Below are 24,380 nucleotides of genomic sequence, written 5' to 3' on the forward strand. Positions count from 1 at the left end.
TCGGCGACAAGCATTCTTCGTTTCACTTAGAATCTTGTATACCGCCTGCGTCTTTCTCGTCCAGGTCTGGCGAGCAATCGAGCATAATTTTTTATAAAATAATTTATAAAAAATTTCGCTTGCTGCCAGACCTGGACTCGAACCAAGATAACCTCCTCCAGAGGGAGGTGTCCTACCATTAGACGATCTGGCAATATTCTTAACACGTTCACAATACTATATTAGAGTCTTATTTTCAACGATTTTGAAAATATTCAAAGAACATCTATACTTGATATGTGGAAAATCAAAGTACTCAAACAAATGTTCGCCTAGTTTTGGCACAGATAGGTGTTATTTTTGTTTTACCAGTATTTTTACTTTATTTTGGATTGGTTCCAGAATCTTGGCGCATAGTTGTATTGTTTATATCTTCACTTTTTATTTACGGAATTATTCAACATGAGCGGTGGCAGCAAAAAGATTTTGGATACAGACTCGACAACTTTCGTCACGCACTCTTGCCTTATGCTGCATTTACTCTAACAGGAGCAACTTTGATAATCTGGTTTGCAAATCAAAATGGCATGACTCCTGTGGAGGGGTGGTGGACCAATCCACATTTCTTGTATTTATTCTTGGTCGTTTCTTTTTTGCAAGAGTTTGCTTTCAGAGGATTTCTAATTCCATTACTTAGAAAAGTTTTTTCTGACAGATTGGGAATCGTATTAATAAATGCACTATTGTTTACATTGATTCATATTCTGTATCCGATTCCAACCATTATGTTGCCGCTAGCTTTTATTGGAGGTTTAGGCTTTGCGACTGTGTATATGATTTACCCAAATCTTATTTTGATTAGTCTTGCTCATTCAGTGTTGAACTTTATCGCTGTACTTTTTGGTTTTTTCGTAATAATCTCATAAGATGCTCGATCAACTAACACTCTATGTACAAAACTCAATCTTGCCTCTTGGAGCGCTTGGAGTTTTTACAGGTTCTATTATCGAAGAGGTAATTGCTATCATACCTTCATATATAGTGCAGATGGGAGGAGGTTTTTTGCTTATGGGACTTGATCCTATAAGTCTCGCGTCTATACTTAAACTTTTTATTTTAGTAATAATCCCTGCGTCACTTGGAGTTACAGTTGGCTCTATATTTGTATACTATCTTGTTTTAAAAGGAGGGGAGCCAATGGTCCGAAAATTTGGTTGGATACTTGGCGTGAGCTGGGAGTCTATAGAGTTGTTCGTTGCTAAACAGCGCTCTCGGGGAAATGACACTCTGATTGTTTTTATATTCAGAACTCTACCTTTTATACCGAGTGTTGTAGTTTGTGCTTATGCAGGGATTATTGGCATGACTATGACTAGATACATGGTATTAACTTTTTTGGAACTCTTATACGCGCAGGGGTTTTAGGATTTATGGGTTGGCAGAGTGGAGTGGCTTATGAAAAATATGGCAAAGATATCCAGAATTTTGAACACATAGGTTTGTATGTGATTGGTTTTATGGTTTTACTTTTTATCTTCTTGCAGCTTAGAAAAAATAAACTAAATAAATAGTTTTCCTCATACAGTGGAGTGCAAAATTATGCTATAATTTTTCTATGTTTTTTCGTCGTAGAAGTAAGACGAGTCATATAAAAAATACATGGATAGAAGATGTCACGATTTCTGGTAAATCTAAGGTTCTTTCTCTGCGACCAACCTATTTTGTAATAAGAATTGATAAACAAAAAATACGCGAACTTTTCAGTAAGGATAAATATTTTATAGGTTATGGTTTGGTTGTATTGATGGTGCTAGCGGTTTCATCTCTATCAAATCCTACAAAAGCTGATGTTGTAAATTTCTATCCCACAAGCTGTCTTGGTGGTTGGGAGAATCCTGAAAATGCAACAGGTGCTCCGAGTTTGGAGAAAGATGACAGTATAGAATCTTTCAATGACGAGAACTCAGCTCGTATGCGTGGCACATCAGATATATTCTGCGGTGGGTTTGAAGGAGAGATACCTCCAGAAGCAATCGCCAATTCTTTTTCTTTGAGTTTTAGAATTTCTGTCGACGATGGATCTGTTGAACATAGTAAGACAGAGATACTTGTTGTTCCAGAAACTGAAGATGTCCGAGTTGGTACTGACAATATAGAAATAATAGAAATAGAAAATTCAAATGACGGGACTCAATCAACTGATTCTTTAGAAAGTGATGTTTTAGATAGTGGAGTAGATTCTACAGATACTGTTCAATCAGAAGAAGCTCCATCAGTTGCTCCAGAAGTTATTGAGCAAGTAATTGAAGTCGAAGCTCCGGCAGAAGAATCTCCAGAGCCAGTAAGTTCACCGGAGCCAGAACCTAGTCCCGCAGAGCCTGCTGGTGAATCTGCATTTCTTAGATTCTTTACAAAGAGAGTGCATGCTGAAGGTGAAGATATATCAAGTGTGGAAACAGCAGAACCACAAATAGTTGAGGTGGTAGTAGATGAACCTGTTGTGATAGAAGAAATTCCAGAACCACAATCTGAAAACCTAGAGCAAGCAGATACTAGTTCTGGTGAAGTTATAAATATAGACAGATCTTCATCTGAAAACGGTGAAGCCGATTTGGATAGTACTCCAAATGAAGATTCAGAAAATATTGCAGAGGTTATACCAAACGATGCAATATTGAAAATTGTTTATACATTGGATGGAGAAAAGTGGGTGTCACTCGGATATGTTTCTATGAGTTCTTGGAAAGATTTGAATTTTAGTCTGCCTCTGAAGGAATGGTCAGATGTAAATAGTTTTCAAATAAAATTGGAACAAGTTTCTAGTTTCGATGAAAAGCCTGTTGTGTTTTTGGATTCAGTTATTCTTTCAGCTGAATACGACGGACTAGGAGAAGATCCTATAAGACAGCCAGATTTTGGTACAGATGTAATCTTGTCTGATAAAACAATTGACGATATAAGAGTAATAAAGATTTTACGCAACGATATACCGATGATTTGGTATACAAAGATTCCACCAGCAGTAGAGCTTCCAGAAGGTGAGATAATAGAAGAACAGGGTGGTGTAGAAATTATAGTTGTAACAGAAGATGAAACTGAGGGGTCTCTCGATAACCCAGTAGAAGTAGAGGTTGTAGCTCCAGTAGAAGAGATAGTAGAACCAGAAGTAGTGGAAACAATAGAGGAGCCTGTTGTCGAAACTTTGCCAGTAGATCTGGCTCCGGAAAATACAGAAATAGTTCCATCAGAGAATACAGAAATTATTTCATTTGGTAGAAAAATCAAAAATCTTTTTGGTGTACTGCAAGTATATGCTGAAGGTGAAGATGGTGGTGGTGAATCTTCAGGAGGTAGTGGTGGCGAGAGTGGTGGCGGAGAAAGCTCTTCTAGCGGAGGAGATTCATCTTCTTCGGCAGAGAGTAGTTCAAGTACTTCAGAATCTTCTGCGGGTGACGAAGCTTCTTCAGCTAGTAGTACAAGCGACGGAAGTGAAGCTGGTTCTTCTGAGAATTCTATTTCTGATAGTACTGTAGACAATCCTGATTCATCAGAAAATTCTGTAGTATCAGAAGACAATTCTGAAACATTAAATTCAGATGCAATTATAGAAAATCAAGTAAATGATTCAATAAACAAAGTTCTAGATGATATAAATATTGGTGAGAGTGGTAATATTATTATCGACACTATTCATAAATATGATAATAGTGATGTTAAAATCACAGAGGATCTTATTTTGAGTACAACAGAAGCTATTGTCCCAGGACTTACTCCTATTTCATATACAGAAGAACAAATCATGAACGAGAGAGCTAGTGGAACAGAGTGGAATTTGGTTGCGTTGGGATCAAGCGTAGATGTTGCGACCACTGTCGACGTGAGTGGAGGTATAATCTTTTGGTTTGCTCCGGGCAATACTGCAATTTATCAATACAACACAGCTTCAGGGGGAATTTCTTCTGAAGGAATTAGTTCCACAGTTGATTCTGAGATAAAATATTTAGAACCAAACGGTGATATTTCAGAGATATCTGTAGACGCACAGAATTCCGAACTCATCACACCCAAAGAAGAAAAAGATACTTTAGAAATAGAGTCTATATCGAATTCAGAAAGCATAAAAGAAGAGGGTGTGGAAGATATTACGACAAAGGAAAAAATTGATTAAAAATGAAATTTTTATATCTTAAAACAAAAATAAATAAAATTTCAAATTTTTTTAATTTTAAAAAAGTTCTAACCATTTTTTTAATTGTGGCATTTTTATTTAGTGGTTTTACAGACATGGTTCTGATGCGTGTTTTAGACAAAAGATCAGAAGAGCCTGTTGTAAAAAATGCAGAAGCGGCCACCTATCAATTTTTCCCAACTGACGTAGTAGTCGAGACAGGCACTGAGCAAAATGTCACATCTGCGACTATTGCTGCAACCGAAGGAACAAACTTAGGTTCTCATCAAGGAATGATGACAAACGATGGTTTCCATTGGCAAGTTGCTGGTGCAGGTGCATCTGGTATCTCTATGGTTGTTACCATAGGTGGAGTCGGGCTAAACGGTGCAAACAAACTCGATATCGGTACAGAGATAGATATGGATGCTACAGCGTACAGTATGCTTTTTCAGATATGCGACTTTACTTCAACAACCAACGTAGACAACGCAGCCGATGCAAACTGTACTGGAGGCGGGTGGCGTACAATAAACACTCAGAATGCATCAAACGCCGATGTAGCATATACGGATACTGCAAACGATCAGTTGCGATGGCAACTTTACAATGGTGTTTTTTCCAACGGAACATCTGATGCCGGTACACCTATCGATACACCACTTACGTACTTCGTGAATGGAAGTAATGAAATGAAATTTCGGTACTACTCTACAACAAGCTCTACTTCTGTTGTATCTATAGACTATCTAACTGCATTTGCATATATAGACTCTGTGTACTATGCAGCAGACTATGTAGATCAGGTTTCTGGTGGAGGTACGGAGACAGGGGTGTATGTAAACTCTGTTCCGATAGTTAACAACGCTACCGCATGGACTTCTGCAAGTACAAACGACAACAACCGTGTAGGAGTATCTGCAACTTCGCAGGTCGTAGACTTCTATTTGTCATATCAAAATATCAAACAGTATACGGGGATGAATACCATACTCGTCGGTTCTTCGGTGAACTGTACTGGTGCAACAACTATCCGACAGTATTTGTACAACTTTACTGATAGCGCATGGGATCAGATAGGTTCGGATGTTTCGTGTACGACATCGGACGTAGATAGATATTTTGCGCACAACTCGGCAGTTGATGGAGGATTTGTATTCAATGACTACATATCAGCAGGTGAGATGCGCGTTCGATGGGCGTCGACTGCGTCTGTGACAAACGGTATTTTTGTTGACTGGCAATATGTAATGCTCGGTTCTGTAAATACAGATTCATCTCTGTGTGAGATATCTTTTGGTACAGGTACTGCAACAAACTGCACAAACACTCGAACTCTCAATACTCTTGCTGCAGCATCTACTTTTGATATCGCAGGTGAAGACGAAGCTGCTGCTATGGGAACAGGAGAAGCAAATTCATTTTATCCAAACGATACCGATCAGGATACTACTGTTGAAGAGGGTGTATCTGCAAATATATCTGTACCGGTAACAGTTCCTGCCAATGCACAAGTGGTTGGTATAAACTGGTCTAGTCGTACGACTTCGCGCAGCACTGGAACTACGAGAGTTACAAATAGTTTGAGGGATTACTCAGGACTAACTTCTACTACTGGTGGATGGACGGATGTCGGAGCTGCAGTAAACGCAACAACACAGACTTATCAAGACAATGTTATAACAGCAGCTGTTTTATCATATGGGCAACAAATAAATCCAGAGGACTATGTCGACACAGTGAACGGTCGTATGAATATGCGTCTACGTACGTCTACGTCAGGAGCGACAACGGACAACTCTACAACAGCATGGGATTTTGCAATGATGTCTATTCAATGGATAGAGGATTCTAGTAATCCTACAGTTACGTACCAGTTTACACCTACCGGACAAACTCTGGTTACAGGTACAGATACAACAGCAAATAATACTATTGCCGCGGGAGCAAACGGCGCAAATACTGGCTCATGGAAAGGTACACTTGCTGATGACAATCGTCACTGGGAGCTTACTGGAACAGCGAGTGGTATAGATGTAGAGCTTTTCATGAACGGGGTAAAGCTCAATGGGGCAAACACTATAATAGTACAGTCTGAAATAGACGTAGATGCTACAGCTCCGACATTGCTTGTACAGATATGTGATTGGGTTTCAACTACAAGCGTAGACCATGCTGCAGATTCAAATTGTACAGGAGGAGGGTGGAGGACACTCAACTCTCGTGATGCGGTAATAACACCAACTACAGCAACTGCATATACATGGAACGTCTATGACGGTAAGTGGTCCAACGGATCCAATACTCCAGTTTCTACTCCACTTACGAACTTTGTTACAACCGACTCAAACAAGCGCGTTTTGGTCAGGTACTATTCAACAACAAACGCTACAACAGCCGGTAACTTCGCGATAGATTATTTGCGTATATATCCTGTGATTAATCCTGTCTATGAACCAGGTGACGCAACAGCACTTACAAACTCTTTTACTGGAGATTACACAAATGCAAATACAGTCACACAAGGAGGTGCAGACAATACGGACCTTCAGTGTCTCGGTACAACCGGTGGGCCAGACTGTTATTTGTCATTTTTCAATGTCAAAACGTATCCGAGTATGAATACAATTCTTGCTCGTTCAGAGTTCGCGTGTACAGCAACAACAGAAGCTCCTGAAATAAAAATGGCACTAAGGAATTTTACAACTGGTGCATGGGACGACATAACGACAGAAATACCAAACTGTTCAACAACGGACACAGTACGTATCGGTGCCAAAAACAATATTACGGTCAGTGACTATGTTTCAAATGGTGAAGTGCGCTTGCGATATTATAGATCATCTGGAGCTGGTACTGGAGCAATCCAGATAGACTATTCATATATAATGCTTGGAACTACGAATTCGGATTCTGCTGGGGCCTATTGTTTCATATCATTTGGGACAAACTCAGCAAATGATTGTACTGCAACTCGTACAATAGATATGAATGGTTCTACAAACAACGGTACGACATGGCAGATACTTGCAGAAGATGAGTCGACAAACAGAGGAGCAGGAGAGGCGAATGACTTCTATTCCTTTGATGTAGATATGAACGCGACAGCTTCTCAGGAGGGGTCGGCCTCGCATACCAAATTTAGCTTGAGTGGAGAGCCAGCGTACGGCGCTATAACAGGTATTTTCTTTTCATCTCAACATATGGCTGGTACAGCTGGTACTGTCGCCTTAAATATCGCAGACTATTCTGGATATAACACAGCAGCAGTTGCTGCGGGAGGGTTCATTGCTCTCGGAGCGACTGCAACAACGGCACTTGTATATACAGACAACATAACCGTAGGTACAGCTATATCTGGAGGTGCAGCTGGTTATATGACAAACCCCGATGACTTGGTAAATACCTCAGGTGATGAAGGTTGGTTTAGGTTGCGTACATCGACAGACGGTAGTTCGGCGTCAAACGCAGTTCGGCAATGGGATTTTGCAATGATGTCTTTGCAGTGGGTGGAGACCGAAGATAGGACTATATCATTTGATATATCAGATACCACTATAGGATTTGGTCCACTTACAACATCGAATGCTCGCTATGCAACAGGGGATGCAGCTGGTAGCGATACTGAGGCTACAGCCCATACTCTCACAGCGTCTTCAAGTGCAGCTGGTGGATATACAATAACAGTAGAAGGTCCTACACTAACTAGTGCTGGCGGCACAATAGATGCAATTGGTAGTACGAATACCGCTTCGAGCGCAGGAACAGAACAGTTTGGAATCAAGGCTACAGTAGCAGGTATTTCATATTATGATGCCGTAGATGATACATATAGTGGTTCTGGTTATGGATACGACGGCACTTCTGGTGCGTCAACATTTGCAACACAGTCACAAGGAGATGGATTTACTTCAACTTATTCAGTTGGTTATATTGCCAACATGTCCACAGGAACAGAAACAGGTGCGTATTCTACAGATCTAAACTACATAATGACAGGGAACTTCTAATTTGTTTTTTTGCAAAATATTATTTTGGTATGCTATAATTAAAGTAACTTTAGAGAACATACTTATATGATAAAAAAAATCACAAGTTCAATAATGATACTTTCTGTCATCACTGCAAACTTTGTGGGATTTAGTGATACAGCTTTTGCTGCAAGTGTAACAACTTTCTCTGATACACTTTCTACACTCACAGCCTCAACTGCGGCGAACCACGAAATACTTTTTATAACTCCAACTGGTGTAGAGGCCAACAATGACACGATGATTTTTACTTTTACAGGCTTTGATGGTACATCACTAGACGCAATTGCATTTGGAGATGTAGATCTAGCAGAAAGTACAAATGCCAGCTGTTCAAACCCAGGTACATGGAACGAGAAAACACTTGCTGCCACAGACGCAGCTTCTACATATGGTGTAGCCACAAACTCCACAACACTTCTTTTTGATCCACCAACAACATCTGGATATATTACAGCTGGTAATTGTATAAGAATCAAAATCGGAACAAATGCTTCTACTGGTGTTGCTGGTACAAACCAGATTACAAACGGAGGAGCTGCAACTGCACACTCAATTGCTATATCAGGAAACTTCGCTGACACAGGAACAGCATCTATAGATATTATTGCTGATGATTCTGTTAGCTTAAGTGCAACAGTTGATTCAGCTATATCTTTTACTGTAGATGATACAACTATAGGTTTTGGAACCTTGGATGCCGCCGCCGCTAGGTGGGCAACAGGTGATGCAACAGGAACATCTTCTTTGCCAGGAGATACATCAGGTGCACATCAAATGACACTTTCTACAAACGCAGCCTCTGGATATTCAATCACTTACAACGGAGCAACGCTCACAAGTGGTGCAAATACTATAGACGTAGCTACTATATCTGAAGATGATGATGGAACTCCTGCCTCAGAGCAGTTCGCGATCGGGCTAGACGACAATGGTAGTAATGTAACAATAGTTTCAGACTATGATTTAGCTACTACAAACAGTTATAAGTTTGTTGCAGGTACTACTACAACAGTTGCGTCTGAAACTGCGCCTACTGCCACAGAGACATTTGATGTTCAGTATATTGCGAATATATCTACAGTGACAGAAGCAGGATCATACTCAACAAATGTTACTTGGATAGCAACAGGTAACTTTTAGAACATGATATCCACAGTGTTGCTATGATATTTTTTGTGTGTTTATATGGTACAATTTTAAAATAGATTATTAAATTATTATCCAGATTCAAATATGATAAAAAAATTTACAAGCTTCCTAGTAATATTCTCTGTAATCGCTACAAACTTTGTAGGATTTGCAGATAAGGCTCTCGCTGCAAGTGTAACAACTTTCTCTGATACACTTTCAACACTACAAGCATCGACTGCTGCGAACCACACAATATACTTTGTAACTCCTACAGGAGTAGCCTCTGGAGGCACAGTCACTCTTACTTTCGATGCAGACTTTACCGGAGTATCTGCAATTGACGATACAGACTTGGACTTCGCAGAAGGTGACTCTGGTACTTGTACTTCAGCTTCATATACAGAAGAAACTCTTGTTGCGTCTGGTGCAACTTCTTCACAGTTCAACGCTTCTGCTTCAGGTCAGGTTATTACTTTTGAATCTGGAGGTGCATCAGCAACAGTAACAGCAGCTCGATGTATTCGTATCAAGATTGGTACAAACGCAACTTCTGGAGTTACTGGTGCTGAGCAAATCTCAAACGGGGCTGCTGCAAACGGACACTCAGTTACAATCGGAGGAACTTTTGGTGACTCAGGTACAGCAGCTATAGATATTATTGCTGATGATTCTGTTAACATAACTGCAACAGTTGATCCTACTATTACTTTTACAATATCTGACACCACAGTAGGTTTTGGTACACTAACAACAGGCTCTGCTTCTTGGGCTACTGGAGATTTGGCAGGTGTAACATCTGTTCCAGGAGATACATCAGGTGCACATGAAATGACAGTTGCTACAAACGCAGCTTCTGGATACTCAATCACTTACAACGGCGCAACACTTACAAGTGGTGCAAATACTATAGACGTAGCTACTATATCTGAAGATGATGATGGAACTCCTGCCTCAGAGCAGTTTGCTCTAGGAATAGATGACAACGGTGGAAACGTAACTATAGTTTCTGATTACGACCTTGCGACTGCAAACAGTTATAAATTCGTCGCAGGTACTACTACAACAGTCGCATCTGAGACTGTTGCTACAGCAACAGAAACAATAGATGTGCAGTATATTGCCAATGTATCTGGAGTTACAGAAGCTGGTTCATATACAACTAACGTTACTTGGATAGCAACAGGTAACTTCTAAATCTTATGCTTAAAAGAACATCAATAGTCACACTATTCGTCGCACTATCATTTGTTTCTTTTGGCTTCACTAAAAACGCTCAAGCGCTAACACTTACTCCTGTAAGAATAGAAGTTAGTGGTGATGCTGGTAGTACTGTAACAAGTGAGATTACGCTTATAAATGACAGAGATACAGAAGAAACATTCTACTCATCATATGCAAACTTTGAGGCTCAAGGTGAAACAGGAAGTCCAAACTTCGTAGACCCAACAGAAGGTCTTGGAACATGGATAAAGACAGATGAAGTAGTCGTATTAGGTCCTGGAACAAGTAAGATCATACCTGTCACAATAACAATACCTTCCAATACTGAACCAGGAGGATACTTTGCTGCTGTATTTTTTGGCACAAATAATCCAAACCTTGGAGACGCAGGGAGTGTTTCTATAGGCGCAAAGACTGGAGTCCTAGTACTACTTCGAGTAAATGGTGAAGTAAACGAGCAAGGTGGAATACTAGAATACGACACAAAAGATCACAAGAGATTTTTCACATCACTGCCTGTTGATTTTTATTACAGATTTCAAAATACAGGAGGAGATAGAGTTAAGCCAGAAGGAGATATAACAGTGAAGCATTTTCTAGGTTTTGTTCGAGCGAAAGTTCCAGCAAACCTAGTAGAAGGTAACGTTCTACCAAATCAAATAAGAAGATTTGAAGCTTCATGGCAGAGTAAGAACGGCAATAGTGTCGCAGTTGATGAGAATTTGAATTTTATTGAAAACGTAAAAAATCAATGGGTCAACTTTGCTTTTGGATACTACAAAGCAAATATAAGTCTTGTGTATGGAGAAGGAGACAAGATAACAGAATCTTCTGTAGGAATATGGGTTTTTCCATGGCAACTTCTCATAACTATACTAGTAGCCCTATTTATAATAAGATTTATTTGGAAGAAAATATCCATTCATCGCAGAAAAGAATTGATGTCTGAGATGCGCGAAGAGCTGATGAAAGAAATGAATAGTAAAAATAGCACTGAAAAGACTCATATACAGTTTTAGTATAGGTAAAGGCCGATGTCTTTATTCAATAAAAACAAAAAGCATATTGTAGGCATATTTTTGCTTGGTATGCTTTTTGTTTTTTCTGCTGAAGTATCCAGTGCTGTTGATTTGAGTATATCTGCGCAGGTTGGTGCAGGGGGCGGTGGAGATGTTGGCGGGGGCGGAGGAGGTGGGGGTGGTGGAGGCGCAAATGATGGGGACTCCACTGTAAACTTTTCTGGATATGCATATCCACTGTCTCAGGTTATAGTACTCCGTGACGGTATAGAGGTTGTACAGACTATTGCTGGTCCTGATGCAAAATTTAGTATAAGTATCTCAGATCTCCCAGAAGGTAACTATACTTTTTCTGTTCTAGCTGAAGATTATCAAGAAAGAAGATCCACTCTTTTTACATTTCCACTATATCTTACTGATGGATTGACTACTACTATATCCGGAATCTTTATTGCTCCATCTATTGCAATAGATAAAAGCGTAGTAAAGCAAGGAGAACAGATTACAATATTTGGACAATCTACTCCAAATTCTGAAGTTTCTATTAGTGTGAATTCGTTGAATGAGTTTATATTGAATACTTTTACTGATAGTAGTGGTATCTATCTATCTGTTTTTAATACAAGCTTACTTGAAATAGGTGATCATACTACACGATCATATTCAAAGTACTTAGAAGCCACTTCTTCATATTCTAGTACACTTGCTTTTGAAGTTTCAGACAAAGCTGGGGAGGTTTTGGTGTGTGGTACAAAAGCCGATGTAAGTTCTGATTGTAGAGTAAACCTAGTGGATTTTTCCATGTTGGCTTATTGGTTTGAGAGAGGAACTCCACCTGTGGCGTTTGATTTATCTGGAGACGGCAAAATTACTTTGATTGATTTTTCTATAATGGCTTATTATTGGACTGGCTAAAAAACATGAGAAACAATTATTTTAAAATACTTTTTATATTCACCTTGCTTGTATTCACTAACAATATGATATTTGCTAGTGGCTCTGATGTCGTATTCAAATATCCAGAAAATACAACAAAGACAAGTAGTCCATTTTCCTTGAGTGTCTTATTGGATACATCCGGAGATGATATCAATGCTATTGAAGGCACTCTGTATTATGATGATAATTTTTTTGAACTAGTAGATATTGTTGATGGTAATAGTGTAGTTACTTCTTGGGTGAAAAAACCAGTAGAAGAAGGAGGGAAAATAACTTTTTCGGGGATCATGGCAGGTGGGTATCTTGGAACAATTGAGCCGTTGACCAACAATATCGGTCCAGGTGTCTTGTTTGAATTGGTATTATTGCCAAAGATAGAAGGATCTGGGTCTATTACACTTACAGATACAATTGTATATAAAAATGATGGACTAGGTACTTCAAAAAGTATTGCTACAAAAGACATATCAATAGAATCTAACATAAATGGATTTTCAGATTATATCCAAAATGTAGACAATATAAGACCATTGGTTTTTTCTCCTATAATTTCAAAAAATCCGGATATGTTTGAGAATAGATATTTTATTGTATTTGATACACAAGATAAAGAATCTGGTATAGATCATTTTGAAGTAAGAGAAGGTAGGAGAGATTGGGTATTGGCAGAGAGTCCGTATGTCCTACAAGATCAGACATTGAAGAGTCATATACGTGTTAAGGCAGTAGATAAGGCTGGTAACGAGCGTGTAGTTAACTATGAAGACAGAATAGATTTTCCTATTTCAATTCTTTCTATACCGATTATTATTATCTTAATCATAATCATTTCTGTATACTTTTGGTACACTAGAAAAATACGTATTTTAAGTGTAAAATAAAATACATGACTCTTCCTTCGTTTAACATAAGAATTTTTTCTGTAACACTTTTTTTGTGTATATTTTTTATTGTTCCAAAAAATACAAATGCTGCTTCATTTCAAATATCTCCAACTACAGGCAATGTATCAAATTCAGGATCAATAACTCTCACGGTTAGTCTTGCGACTAGCTCATCTGTTCCAGTAAATGCTTTTTCAGGTAGGTTGAATTTTCCTACAGAATTAGTTTCGAATACAAATATATCTGTTAGTGGTTCAATCGCAAATTTTTGGACAGTGCAACCCTCAGTCTCTTCAGATGGTGTAATAAGATTTGAAGGTATTGTTTTAAATCCAGGTTTTAGTGGATCTAGTGGTAAGTTGTTTACAGCTACATTCAAGACAGAAGGTACAGGCACAGCAAACTTTAACCTTACTAGTGCGTCTATATTGGCAAACGATGGACTTGGTACAAATGTTTTGACTGCTACTTTACCTACATCTGTATTTACAATTGGAAACGCAGCCCCAGTGGCCACTACTCCTGCTACGACTAGCTCCACTCCGATTGCTCCGGAGATAATGTCTTCGTCACACCCAAATCCAAATGGCTGGCATAAAGAGACTGTAGCTGATCTTTATTGGGATCTTCCAGAAGATGCCAATGGAGTGTCATTTGTTTTAGATAAAAATCCTGGAACCATACCAGCAAAAGTTTCAAAGGGCTTAGTAAGTTCATATAAGTCTGAACCTCTAGAAGATGGTGTGTGGTACATGCATGTCATGATAAAGAATTCTGTCGGATGGGGAAGCGTTGCTCATTATAGAGTAGGCGTTGATACAGTTGCACCAGAATCTGTGAGTATAACTCACGTCCACGAGGAAATTCCTATGGGCACTAGCAAGTTTGATATATCAGCCGAAGATATAACTTCAGGGATTGCTTACTATGAGATAAGTTTTGATGCGGGAGATACGGAAATATTTAAAAAATATTCAGAAACTGATTTGTTTGAATCAAAAATCTTGCCACCAAAAAGATATCTTGTGGTTGTAAATGCATATGACTTTGCTGGAAATACAACTCCAGCCATTATGTATTTTACTGCAATGCCTGTGAATCAGCCGGTGATTACAGAGTACTCAAAAGAATTAAATAGTGGAGAATATTTAACTCTTTCGGGTACTGGATATGAAAATCAAAACGTAAGAGTTCGTTTTGAAAAAAGTAAAACATCTTTCTTTTATAAAATATTTGCCCACACAAGAAGCGCTGCATTAAATGAAGAAGTAACAAAAGTAGACAAGGATGGGAAGTTCTCTTTTAGAAATGACGAATCTTGGAACGCTGGAATATATTATGTAACAGTTCGAAACGAACTATCCAACGGAGCTTTCAGTGAATACACAACTCCTGTTCAAATAACAGTAGAGAGTGGTGCTTTTGTTAGATTCATAGAATCCTCTCTAAGATTCTTGATACCTGTCATTCCTTTCTTGCTTGCAATCATACTTATACTTTTTGCAGGATTGTTTATTTTAAGATTTTTCAAAAAATACAGAAGAATCCTGTCTAAACAAGTAAGAGAAGCTGAGGGTGTGGCCGATGAATCTATGAGATTGATTGACAGTGAAGTCTTGGATGAGATAAATCTGCTCAAAAAAGTACGCTCAGGTGAACCTCTATCAGAAAGAGAGCAGGCTTTCCTAACTAAACTTCGAGGGGATTTGGGTGTTGCAAATTCTATAATTCAAAAAGAAATAAAAGATATATAAAAGAAAATATAATATCTTATAATATGAATTTTAAAAAAATATTCCTAATCACAATAATACTGTTTTCTTTTTCTAGTCCAGTGCTGGCCATAGAATCAAATAATACTGGCTTTATATCAGAAAGTGTTTGGTTTTCCGAAGAAGATTTAATCTTGGGGGAAAGTGTAAATATATATACAGCTTTGTTCAACAATTCCTCTTCTGTACTTGAGGGAAGTGTTACCTTTTTTGACAAAGATGTAGTATTAGGAGTTAAGACTTTTTCTATACCTGAAAAATCTGTCAGGGATGTAAAACAATCTTGGATTGTAACATCAGGAGATCATGAGTTGTATGCGAGTCTAAGTATTAAAAAAACTGACATAGAGCTTGGTGAAAAAATTACAGAACCACTTAAATTCACAATCCAAGCCCCTGTTATTGCAGAAAAAGATTTGGTAGCTGATGAAACCAAAGAATTGCTATCTGATGTAGATAATCTACAAGACAAAATAATAGAAAGTATTCCGCCTTCTGTGTCAGAAAAAATATCCGATTCTTTTTCAGGAGTAGAGATTTTTAGAACTGAAACTTCTAGTAATATAGAAGCAAAAAAAGACCAGAAACAAGAAATTGTTGATGAGCTTAAGGCCCAGCCAACAAAGGATTCTGTGGATTTGGAAGTTGGTCTTGAAGATGGAAAGACAAATATTGATATAAAATCAACACCTCTGGATACTCCACTTGCATATGCCGGGTTGTTTTTCTATACAATAGTTAGCTATATATTCAAATCTACAGTCCTATTTTATGGTTTATGTATAGTTGTAATTTTCTTGATTTTACGTGCTATTTATAGGGCTATACGTAAACGTCCTTAATACTATAAAAAACGATTTTTGTAAGACTCGACAGCTACGAAACTCGTGATATACTCATTATATGCCAAGGCCACTTTTTATAGCCCTAATATTCGCAAGTGTGCTGTTTGCGCCTTGGTGGTTGTCATTACTCTTGATCTTGAGTGGTATAATTTTTTTAGACTTTGCACTAGAATCCATAATCGCAGCTTTTGTGATTGATATGCTTTACGGAGTTCAGTTGTCTAGGGCTATAGATGGACCTTTTGTAATTACGCTTATTGCACTTATATTATTTTTTGCTAAAAGAATTTTGAAACCTTATATTTTTATAAACAAATGATTTTCAGAAGACATAGAAGAAAAGTAGCTATACCAGAAGTTGACCCAGATGAAATATTTTTGGATTCTCAAAATATACCTTCATTTGATAGTCAGCAGTTTGAGGGTAGGATTGAGAGTGCTATACCAAAACGCACGATTGTATTTTTGGGTTCTTTTTTTGTGTTTGTAGGTGTTATCTTTATTTTCAAAGCCGGAGTGCTTCAAATAAAAATGGGGGAAGCTTATTCACTTAGAAGTGAGCAAAATAGTCTAGACACATTACCTTTGTTTTCTGATAGAGGAATTATTTTTGATAGAAACGGAGTAGAACTTGTTACAAATAAAATGATTCCAGATTCAGATTTTCCTGTTCGAAATTATACAGACAAGCAAGGATTCTCTCATATTTTGGGTTATGTAAGTTACCCAGCAAAAGATACGAGTGGAGTATATTGGCAAAAAGAAATTATCGGAAAAGATGGGATTGAAAAATCCATGAATAGTATTTTATCTGGTAAAAACGGTCTAAAAATTTTTGAAACAGATGCATTGGGAGATATAAAATCTGAGAATCTAGTGAACGCACCAGAGCATGGTGAAAATGTAAATTTGGCTATAGACGCGCGATTGCAAAATGAATTTTCTGAATCGATAGAGAGATTGGCGGATACTGCAGGTTTTATAGGCGGAGCGGGAGTTATTATGGATGTAAATACAGGAGAAGTAATAGTTATGACTAGTTTTCCTGAATATGATTCAAATATTCTTTCTTTGGGGAGTGACAGAGCAACTATTTCTTCGTACATACATGACAATCGTAAGGTTTTTCTAAACAAAACAATAGGTGGGTTGTATACACCCGGATCCATTGTGAAGCCTTTTGTTGCAGTAGGAGCTCTTATGGAGGGTGTTATTGATCCAAGTAAGCAGATCTTGAGTACCGGTTCTATATCTCTACCAAATCCTTACAATCCAGAACTAAAAACTATTTTCAATGACTGGAAAGCTCATGGCTGGGTAGATATGCGTAAAGCTTTGGCAGTTTCTTCGAACGTTTATTTTTATGCAATCGCCGGAGGTTTTGGTGATCAAAAAGGAATGGGTATAAGCAATATTAAAAAATACACTCAGATGTTTGGTCTAGGTAAAAAAACTGGCATAGATATGGTCGGTGAACTTACTGGTACTATTCCTTCACCAGAATGGAAAGAGAAAAATTTTCCAGGAGACGTATGGAGAGTGGGAGATACTTATAACACTGCTATTGGTCAATATGGATTCCAAGTAACTCCAATTCAAATGGTTCGAGCGGTTGCTGCTATAGCAAATGGTGGAAAATTGTTGAATCCTACTATTTTAAAAACTGACGAACCTGTTGGTAATATTGAAACAATCAATATACCAGAAGATGTTTTGAATATAGTTAGAGAAGGTATGAGAATGGTTGTAACAGAAGGCTCAGGAACAATTATGAATTATTCGGGGATTACTGTCGCTGCAAAGACTGGTACAGCTCAGGTTGGTATATCAAAGAACTATATGAACTCATGGTCGATGGGATTTTTCCCTTATGAGAATCCTAGGTATGCGTTTATCGTCCTCATGGAAAAAGGTCCAAAGACAAATACAATCGGAGCTAGTCATGTTATGAAAGATGTCCTTTCATATATAAATACTTATGCTCCAGAATACGTGGAATAGTCTATTTTTTGATTGACTTTTAGGCTCTAAAAGTTACAATACCCTCATGCAAAAAGATGATGAATATATAAGTATTGAAAGAAAAAAGGCTTTAGAAATAGAGCTTCATGAACTTCAAACTGTCAAAAGAAAAGAGATACTTGAGAATCTTGAATACGCAAAATCACTGGGTGATTTGTCTGAAAATGCTGAATACCACCAAGCTCGCGATGAACAAGGTAAACTTGAAGAACGTATTGCTAAAATAGAACACATAATCAAAGCATCGAAAGTTATAAGTAAAGCAACAGGTGGAACTAGTATAGATATAGGTTCAAAAGTTGTGGTCTCAAAAGCTGGTTCTGATCAAAAACAAGAATATGAAATAGTTGGTAGTGAAGAGGCTGATATGGCACAAGGCAGACTTTCTCATCGCTCACCGCTCGGAGTAGCTCTAATGGGAAAAACAAAAGGTGATGTAGTGGATATAGAATCACCAAGAGGAAAGTCGAGTTATAAAATAGTTTCAGTTGAATAATTTTTTATGGCAGCATTAGACGAAATTCGTGAGTCGCGTTTACAAAAATTGGCGCGTTTGCGTGAAGCTGGGATGGATCCATATCCAGCGCGTATTTCTCGCGACCTAAGTCTAAAAGATTTGCGTGAGAATTTTGACTCTAAACAATCCGCTAGTGAAAAAGTTACTGTAGCAGGACGCATCATGGCGATTCGTGGACAAGGTGCGATACTTTTTGTCGTACTAGATGATGGAACAGATAAGTTTCAATGTGTTTTCAAAAAGGACACAATTGATGAAAAACTTTTTACTTTATTTACTGAAGCCATAGACATAGGAGATTTTATCTCTGTCTCTGGAACACTCTTTACAACAGAGCGTGGTGAGAAAAGCATACTAACAGAATCTTGGAATATTGTTACAAAATCTCTTTTGCCGCTTCCTGAAAAATGGCACGGTATAACGGACGAGGACGAACGCTATAGAAAGCGATATTTGGACATGCTTATGAATCCAGAGCTCAGAGAGATTTTTAAAAAGAGATCAAAATTCTGGAATGTTATGAGAGAATACCTTCTATCAAAAGATTTTATAGAAGTAGAAACTCCTGTACTTGAAAATACAACCGGGGGTGCAGACGCACGTCCATTTATAACTCACCACAATGCGCTTGATATTGATGTATATTTACGTATTTCAGCAGGAGAGCTGTGGCAGAAGAAATTACTCGTTGCTGGGTTCCCAAGAACATTTGAAATAGGCCGAATATTTAGAAACGAAGGGATGTCCGCTGAACATCTTCAGGACTATACACAACTCGAATACTATATGGCGTATTCTGATTTTAACCAGGGTATGGAGATGACAAAAGAGTTGTATCGACTTATTGGAGAGAAGGTATTTGGAACTACAAAATTTACTATAAAAGGATTTGAAATAGATCTAGCGGGTGATTGGCAGATATATGACTTTGTTGAAATAATAAAAAAGGAATACGGGATTGATGCGCTCGATACCAATGCTCTAGAAATTGAAGATACATTGAAAAAATATGAAATAAAATATGAGGCCAATGATGTAAGTGTCAAGAGAGGAGTTGATCTTCTGTGGAAGAGAGTTCGCAAGACAATTGGTGGGCCAGGATTTTTGATAAATGTACCAGTATATTTGGAGCCACTTGCAAAGAAGAATCCTGAAAATCAAAAGACAGTTGAACGTTTTCAGGTGATACTTGCTGGTAGTGAGATGGGTAAAGGATTTAGTGAGTTGAACGACCCAGTAGATCAAAAAGAAAGATTTATGAGCCAGCAAGCACTTCGCGATGCAGGTGATGATGAAGCACAGATGGCAGATATGGAATTCGTCGAGGCACTAGAACACGGTATGCCTCCAGCATTTGGTTTCGGACTCTCAGAGAGATTGTTTAGTTTTCTAATTGATAAACCTGTCAGAGAAACTGTATTATTTCCATTGATGAAGCCTAGAGAATAATATTTAAAAAAGAAAACCTCCCTGATTGGGAGGTTTTTATTTTATGCGAGCAATACTTGTGCGAGCGATGTTGGTGGTCCATCGTACTCGTACCTTTGACCTATTCCGCCAGTTTTTGAGAGTTCGTGTATCTGGGCGGTGGTGTAAAGTATTTTTTCATTTTCTATTTTTGCCAACAAGATACCTGGCATTATGCTTGAACCATTGTCTTTGGGTACATCTTCGAAGATGTTTTTATTTTCTGTAGTGTTATTTTCCATTTGTGCTGTTTTTTATAGATTACCACAAATAAAATCTTTGTCAAAAAAGAAAATATAGTTATCCACAGAAGGGAATTTGTTGAGAAGTGGGACGAAGTGGAGTATAATTACACCAAGTGGGATTAAGTGGGAAATATTAAAAACTATGCTAATCGGAGAATACACACATTCAATAGACGACAAAAATCGTATATCGCTTCCAGCAAAATTTCGAAAGGAGATGGGGAAGAGTGTTATTCTAGCGCCTGGACTCGACAAATGTATAGCCATGTATACAGCTCGAGAATGGGAGCGGGTTTCAGAGAAACTTGCCGAAAGCTCAGTTCTCCAGTCTGACAACAGGAGTTTCGGCCGCTTTATGTTTGGTGGCGCGGTCGAGGCTCCAGTTGATGCAGCTGGTCGTATTCTCATACCGGATTTTTTAATACAACGTGCAGGTCTCAAATCTAAAGTCGCTCTGATAGGTGTGCAAAATAGAATTGAACTTTGGAACGACAAGGTATGGCAAGAATACAAGCGTGCGGTTGATTCACAAGCTGATCAACTTGCTGAAAAGTTAGGCCAGATAGGCGTTCTCTAGAATATGAATTCACAAGAAGGGAATCGTCCACATATAAGCGTTCTTTTAAACGAATCAATAGAAGGATTAGATATAAAGCCAAAAGATATCGTGATAGACGGTACTGTGGGGGCTGGAGGTCATACATTTGAAATTTTAAATAGATTTAATGGCTCCGGTGTAAAAGTAATCGCTCTCGATAGAGATGTTCAGGCCCTAGAGATTGCTAAATCAAGATGTGCGGGTTATGAAAACATTTCTTTTCATAAAGAAAATTTCCGCAACTTAGATAGAGTTCTTGCAGGTTTGGGCATAGATAAAGTAAATGCGATTCTGCTCGACTTAGGTGTTAGCTCTATGCAGCTCGATACACCTGGACGCGGATTCTCGTTTATGAGAGATGAACCGCTTTCGATGACTATGGCAAGTGATGGGTCTGATACAGGTGTTACTGCCTATGATGTAGTGAACACTTGGGGAGAAGAAAACCTTGCGGATATCATCTACGGATACGGCGAGGAGAGGTACTCAAGACGGATCGCACGAGCAATAGTAGAAGCTAGAGAATTGGCTCCTATAAAGTCTACAGGACAGCTTGCTCTGATAATCAAAAGCGCAGTACCTGGATCTTATAGAAATGGTCGCATACATCCAAGCACAAAAACTTTTCAAGCTATCCGTATCGCAGTGAACGATGAGCTGGGAGCAATCAAAGAAGGTCTAGACAAAGCTTGGGAACATTTAGATAAAGACGGAAGACTTGTAGTTATATCTTTTCACTCCCTAGAAGATCGTATTGTAAAGAATTTTATTAAAGAACATAAAGACGAAGGAACGATTATCACAAAAAAACCAAAGACTGCTAGTGATGAGGAGATGAGATTGAACCCAAGATCACGCAGTGCAAAATTAAGAATTTTTCAAAAAAATTAATGACTATAAAAAAAATACAACAAAAAAGCAAAACACTAACTGAGACACGAGGCAGACAACTTTTCTTCTGGATGGTTTTATGTGCCGGCGGACTATTTGCTATGTATTTATATTTTTTATCTACTACAGTATTTAGTATAGTCACTAGAAAAAATGTAGAAAATGATATTAGAGCTAAAGTAACCTCTATCGGAGAGCTCGAACTTACATATCTAAATTATTTCTCATCAATCAATAAAACTTTGGCATATGAAGAAGGTTTTATAGAACCAAAAGAAGTATATTTTGTATCAAGAAACACACTGCTAACAAAAGCAGAAAATTCTTCATATGAACTCTAGTTTTCTTGTACGTATACGTGTATTGGTAATACTTTTTGTTTTCGCAATTCTACTTGTGGTTGCGAAGCTTTTTTATCTTCAGGTATTACACAATGATAAATACACTGAGAAAGCTGACAGACAGTATGCCACACCTACTGGAAGTATGTTTGATCGTGGAAGTATATATTTTAGTACAAAGGACGATACTTTGGTTTCTGCGGCTACACTAAAAACTCTTTTTAAAATAGCTATCAAGCCAAAAGAAATAGTCCAATCAGAAGAGGCTTTTACCAAGCTTAGTGCTTATATACCACTTGAATACGATGAGTTTATGAAGCAGGTCGCAAAGACCGAAGACCCTTATGAAGAGATAGCAGTAAAACAGACGAAAGAGGTTGCAGATAGCATAAGTCTACAAAAGATACCAGGTGTTTATATATATAAAGAAAAAACAAGATTTTATCCTGGCGATTCACTCGCTTCTCATGTTTTAGGTTTTGTCGCTTACAAGGGTGATGAACTTTCTGGACGTTATGGGCTAGAGAGAAGTTACAACGAGACTCTTTCGAGAGGTAAGGAATCAGTATATATGAATTTTTTTGCAGAAATTTTTGCAAATATTCATGACACTATTTTTACTCGTGAGGAAAAAGATGGAGATTTGGTTTTGTCTATTGAGCCACAGGTGCAGACTCTTCTTGAAGATGAGCTTATAAAGGCAGTTGAGCGCTATGGAGCAGATTTTGCCGGAGGAATGATAGTTGATCCACGCAACGGAGAGATGGTTGCGATGGCGCGTGTGCCAGGGTATGACCTAAATGCATTTCAAGATGTATCAAATCCACTATTGTATGGAAATACCAATGTTGAGAACGTATATGAGTTTGGTTCTGTTATAAAGCCACTTACTATAGCTTCTGGTATAGATGCTGGAGTCATAACTCCAGAAACTTCATACAACGACCAAGGTTTCGTGATTTTAAATACAAAAAAGATAAACAACTTCGACCTTAAAGGGCGCGGACCGGGAACTACGATGCAAGATGTACTAAATGAATCTTTGAACACTGGAAGTGTATTTGTGATGCAGAAGTTGGGTCATGACAAGTTCCGTGACTATATGCTCTCTTTTGGTATAGGAGAAAAAACAGGCATAGATCTACCAAACGAAACAACTGGTCTTATTTCAAACTTAAAAAGTACACGTGAAATTGAATACGCGACTGCAGCTTTCGGACAAGGTATAGCACTTACACCTATTGAGGCACTCCGTGCTTTTACAGTGTTTGCAAACGACGGTAGATATGTAACTCCGCACTTAGTAAAAGAGATTAGATACACAGATGGAACAACTTATAAGACTGAGGTAAAAGAAAGCGAGCAAGTTATTTCTGAAGAATCTGCTTATACAATTACACAGATGCTCACAGTTGTAGGAGATACGATGATGAAAACATACGGATTGTCTTTCCCGCATTATTCTCTAGCTGTGAAGACTGGTACAGCTCAGGTGGCTCTAGAGAACGGAGGTGGATACTATGATGACAAGCATCTTCACTCTATATTTGGATATTTCCCAGCTTATGAGCCTAGATTCTTGGTATTTATGTACATAATGGATCCAAAAGGAGTTAAGTATTCTGCACAGACTCTTTCAGGCCCACTTGTGAATACAGCAAAATACTTGAGTACATACTACAATGTACCACCGGATAGTATTTAATTATTCTACTGTTATAAAAATTGGAATAGTTGAAACCAATATTTTAGCTACACCATCTTCTACTAGATAGCCTCTCTTTAGTGGCTCGGTCTCACCAGCTTTTAGAAAACGTTCAGTTCGTACCATAGAGCCTTGGATGGGGAAGTTTGCAGTTAGATCAGACATATCTGTAAAATTTTCATCTAGCCAGATTATCCACTCCACATCTTCTCCATTTTTGAAACTATACAATATGAATTCAGGAGAGCTCTCGATGCGCAGTGGGATACCTGCATTTTCTAGGCGATCTTTTATTTGATTTAAAAACATGTCTTCAATAGACCCTTCTTTGTATGTGAAGTTTTGCGATAGTAGCGCAAAGCTATATGAAAGCTCTAGGTTATTTGCGGCGCTAGTTGCTACGAGTTCTTGAATTTTTTCTGTTAGTCCAGATATACTCTCTCGGTCTTGTTCGACTAGTACTGTAGGTCGAGGGTTGTGGTCAGGCAGCAGTCCAATGAGCAGAAATATTACTATACATGAGATTAGTATTAAAGTTTGTTTTTTGGTTATTAGGTTGGTCATAGATTTAGTATATACCCGAAAGTTATTTGCGAAAAGTC

At 38.2% G+C, this 24,380-nt stretch carries 22 protein-coding genes and 1 tRNA gene; 20 read left to right on the plus strand and 3 right to left on the minus strand.

Going from position 1 to position 24,380, the window contains the following annotated elements; all coding sequences use genetic code 11:
• Positions 1-122: 122 nt before the first annotated feature.
• A tRNA-Gln gene (locus IPJ63_02995) sits at positions 123-193 on the minus strand.
• Between the two features lie 85 nt (positions 194-278).
• Between IPJ63_02995 and IPJ63_03000 the strand changes: the two genes are divergently transcribed.
• The 16 genes from IPJ63_03000 (at position 279) to lysS (ending at position 19,980) form a co-directional block, all read left to right on the plus strand.
• Entirely contained in the window at positions 279-905 is a 627-nt protein-coding gene (locus IPJ63_03000) for a CPBP family intramembrane metalloprotease (protein ID QQR76439.1), read from the plus strand.
• Between the two features lies 1 nt (position 906).
• Positions 907-1,404, plus strand: a complete 498-nt coding sequence (locus IPJ63_03005; protein QQR76440.1) for a VTT domain-containing protein — start codon at positions 907-909, stop codon at positions 1,402-1,404.
• Positions 1,405-1,409: 5 nt separating this feature from the next.
• Positions 1,410-1,550 (plus strand): hypothetical protein, encoded by a 141-nt coding sequence (locus tag IPJ63_03010; protein ID QQR76441.1) that lies wholly within the window; start codon positions 1,410-1,412, stop codon positions 1,548-1,550.
• Positions 1,551-1,594: 44 nt separating this feature from the next.
• Positions 1,595-4,147 carry a hypothetical protein gene (locus tag IPJ63_03015; GenBank protein QQR76442.1) on the plus strand — a complete coding sequence of 851 codons (2,553 nt, stop codon included), beginning with the start codon at positions 1,595-1,597 and terminating at the stop codon, positions 4,145-4,147.
• Positions 4,148-4,233: 86 nt separating this feature from the next.
• The gene (locus tag IPJ63_03020) at positions 4,234-8,157 is read left to right on the plus strand and encodes a hypothetical protein (protein ID QQR76443.1); all 3,924 of its coding nucleotides are present in this window, start codon (positions 4,234-4,236) and stop codon (positions 8,155-8,157) included.
• 66 nt (positions 8,158-8,223) lie between these two features.
• Positions 8,224-9,321, plus strand: a complete 1,098-nt coding sequence (locus IPJ63_03025; GenBank protein ID QQR76444.1) for a hypothetical protein — start codon at positions 8,224-8,226, stop codon at positions 9,319-9,321.
• 93 nt (positions 9,322-9,414) lie between these two features.
• Positions 9,415-10,506 (plus strand): hypothetical protein, encoded by a 1,092-nt coding sequence (locus tag IPJ63_03030; GenBank protein QQR76445.1) that lies wholly within the window; start codon positions 9,415-9,417, stop codon positions 10,504-10,506.
• 5 nt (positions 10,507-10,511) lie between these two features.
• Positions 10,512-11,552: a hypothetical protein gene (locus IPJ63_03035; protein ID QQR76446.1), complete on the plus strand. Its 1,041-nt coding sequence runs from the start codon at positions 10,512-10,514 to the stop codon at positions 11,550-11,552.
• Between the two features lie 15 nt (positions 11,553-11,567).
• Entirely contained in the window at positions 11,568-12,467 is a 900-nt protein-coding gene (locus IPJ63_03040) for a hypothetical protein (GenBank protein ID QQR76447.1), read from the plus strand.
• A gap of 5 nt (positions 12,468-12,472) precedes the next feature.
• The gene (locus tag IPJ63_03045) at positions 12,473-13,372 is read left to right on the plus strand and encodes a hypothetical protein (GenBank protein QQR76448.1); all 900 of its coding nucleotides are present in this window, start codon (positions 12,473-12,475) and stop codon (positions 13,370-13,372) included.
• Between the two features lie 5 nt (positions 13,373-13,377).
• On the plus strand, positions 13,378-15,129 hold the full coding sequence (locus tag IPJ63_03050; GenBank protein QQR76449.1) for a hypothetical protein: 1,752 nt from the start codon (positions 13,378-13,380) through the stop codon (positions 15,127-15,129).
• Between the two features lie 23 nt (positions 15,130-15,152).
• Positions 15,153-15,989 (plus strand): hypothetical protein, encoded by an 837-nt coding sequence (locus IPJ63_03055; GenBank protein QQR76450.1) that lies wholly within the window; start codon positions 15,153-15,155, stop codon positions 15,987-15,989.
• Positions 15,990-16,050: 61 nt separating this feature from the next.
• A complete protein-coding gene (locus tag IPJ63_03060; GenBank protein QQR76451.1) occupies positions 16,051-16,311 on the plus strand; it encodes a hypothetical protein in 261 nt (86 codons plus the stop codon).
• Complete coding sequence (locus tag IPJ63_03065; protein QQR76452.1) at positions 16,308-17,993, plus strand: hypothetical protein; 1,686 nt, start codon at positions 16,308-16,310, stop codon at positions 17,991-17,993. Before IPJ63_03060 ends, IPJ63_03065 begins: the two co-directional genes overlap by 4 nt.
• Positions 17,994-18,039: 46 nt before the next feature.
• On the plus strand, positions 18,040-18,510 hold the full coding sequence (gene greA, locus IPJ63_03070) for a transcription elongation factor GreA (GenBank protein QQR76453.1): 471 nt from the start codon (positions 18,040-18,042) through the stop codon (positions 18,508-18,510).
• 6 nt (positions 18,511-18,516) lie between these two features.
• Positions 18,517-19,980 (plus strand): lysine--tRNA ligase, encoded by a 1,464-nt coding sequence (lysS, locus tag IPJ63_03075; protein QQR76454.1) that lies wholly within the window; start codon positions 18,517-18,519, stop codon positions 19,978-19,980.
• A 41-nt stretch (positions 19,981-20,021) separates the two neighbouring features.
• Here the strand turns inward: lysS and IPJ63_03080 are convergent, their stop codons facing one another.
• Positions 20,022-20,240 carry a hypothetical protein gene (locus IPJ63_03080; protein QQR76455.1) on the minus strand — a complete coding sequence of 73 codons (219 nt, stop codon included), beginning with the start codon at positions 20,238-20,240 and terminating at the stop codon, positions 20,022-20,024.
• A gap of 145 nt (positions 20,241-20,385) precedes the next feature.
• On the opposite strand from IPJ63_03080, the gene mraZ reads away from it, so the two are divergent.
• From mraZ to IPJ63_03100, 4 genes are read left to right on the plus strand one after another with little or no spacing between them, the layout of a single operon-like run.
• Positions 20,386-20,820, plus strand: a complete 435-nt coding sequence (gene mraZ / locus IPJ63_03085; GenBank protein QQR76456.1) for a division/cell wall cluster transcriptional repressor MraZ — start codon at positions 20,386-20,388, stop codon at positions 20,818-20,820.
• A gap of 3 nt (positions 20,821-20,823) precedes the next feature.
• The gene (rsmH, locus tag IPJ63_03090) at positions 20,824-21,732 is read left to right on the plus strand and encodes a 16S rRNA (cytosine(1402)-N(4))-methyltransferase RsmH (GenBank protein QQR76457.1); all 909 of its coding nucleotides are present in this window, start codon (positions 20,824-20,826) and stop codon (positions 21,730-21,732) included.
• Entirely contained in the window at positions 21,732-22,073 is a 342-nt protein-coding gene (locus IPJ63_03095) for a hypothetical protein (protein QQR76458.1), read from the plus strand. The genes rsmH and IPJ63_03095 overlap by 1 nt, the downstream gene beginning before the upstream one ends.
• Complete coding sequence (locus IPJ63_03100; GenBank protein QQR76459.1) at positions 22,063-23,778, plus strand: penicillin-binding protein 2; 1,716 nt, start codon at positions 22,063-22,065, stop codon at positions 23,776-23,778. Before IPJ63_03095 ends, IPJ63_03100 begins: the two co-directional genes overlap by 11 nt.
• Here the strand turns inward: IPJ63_03100 and IPJ63_03105 are convergent, their stop codons facing one another.
• Positions 23,779-24,342: a hypothetical protein gene (locus IPJ63_03105; protein ID QQR76460.1), complete on the minus strand. Its 564-nt coding sequence runs from the start codon at positions 24,340-24,342 to the stop codon at positions 23,779-23,781.
• Between the last annotated feature and the right edge of the window lie 38 nt (positions 24,343-24,380).

It is taken from the genome of Candidatus Nomurabacteria bacterium (assembly GCA_016699365.1).
Classification (GTDB): Bacteria; Patescibacteriota; Minisyncoccia; order Phycocordibacterales; family UBA9973; genus CAZLWF01.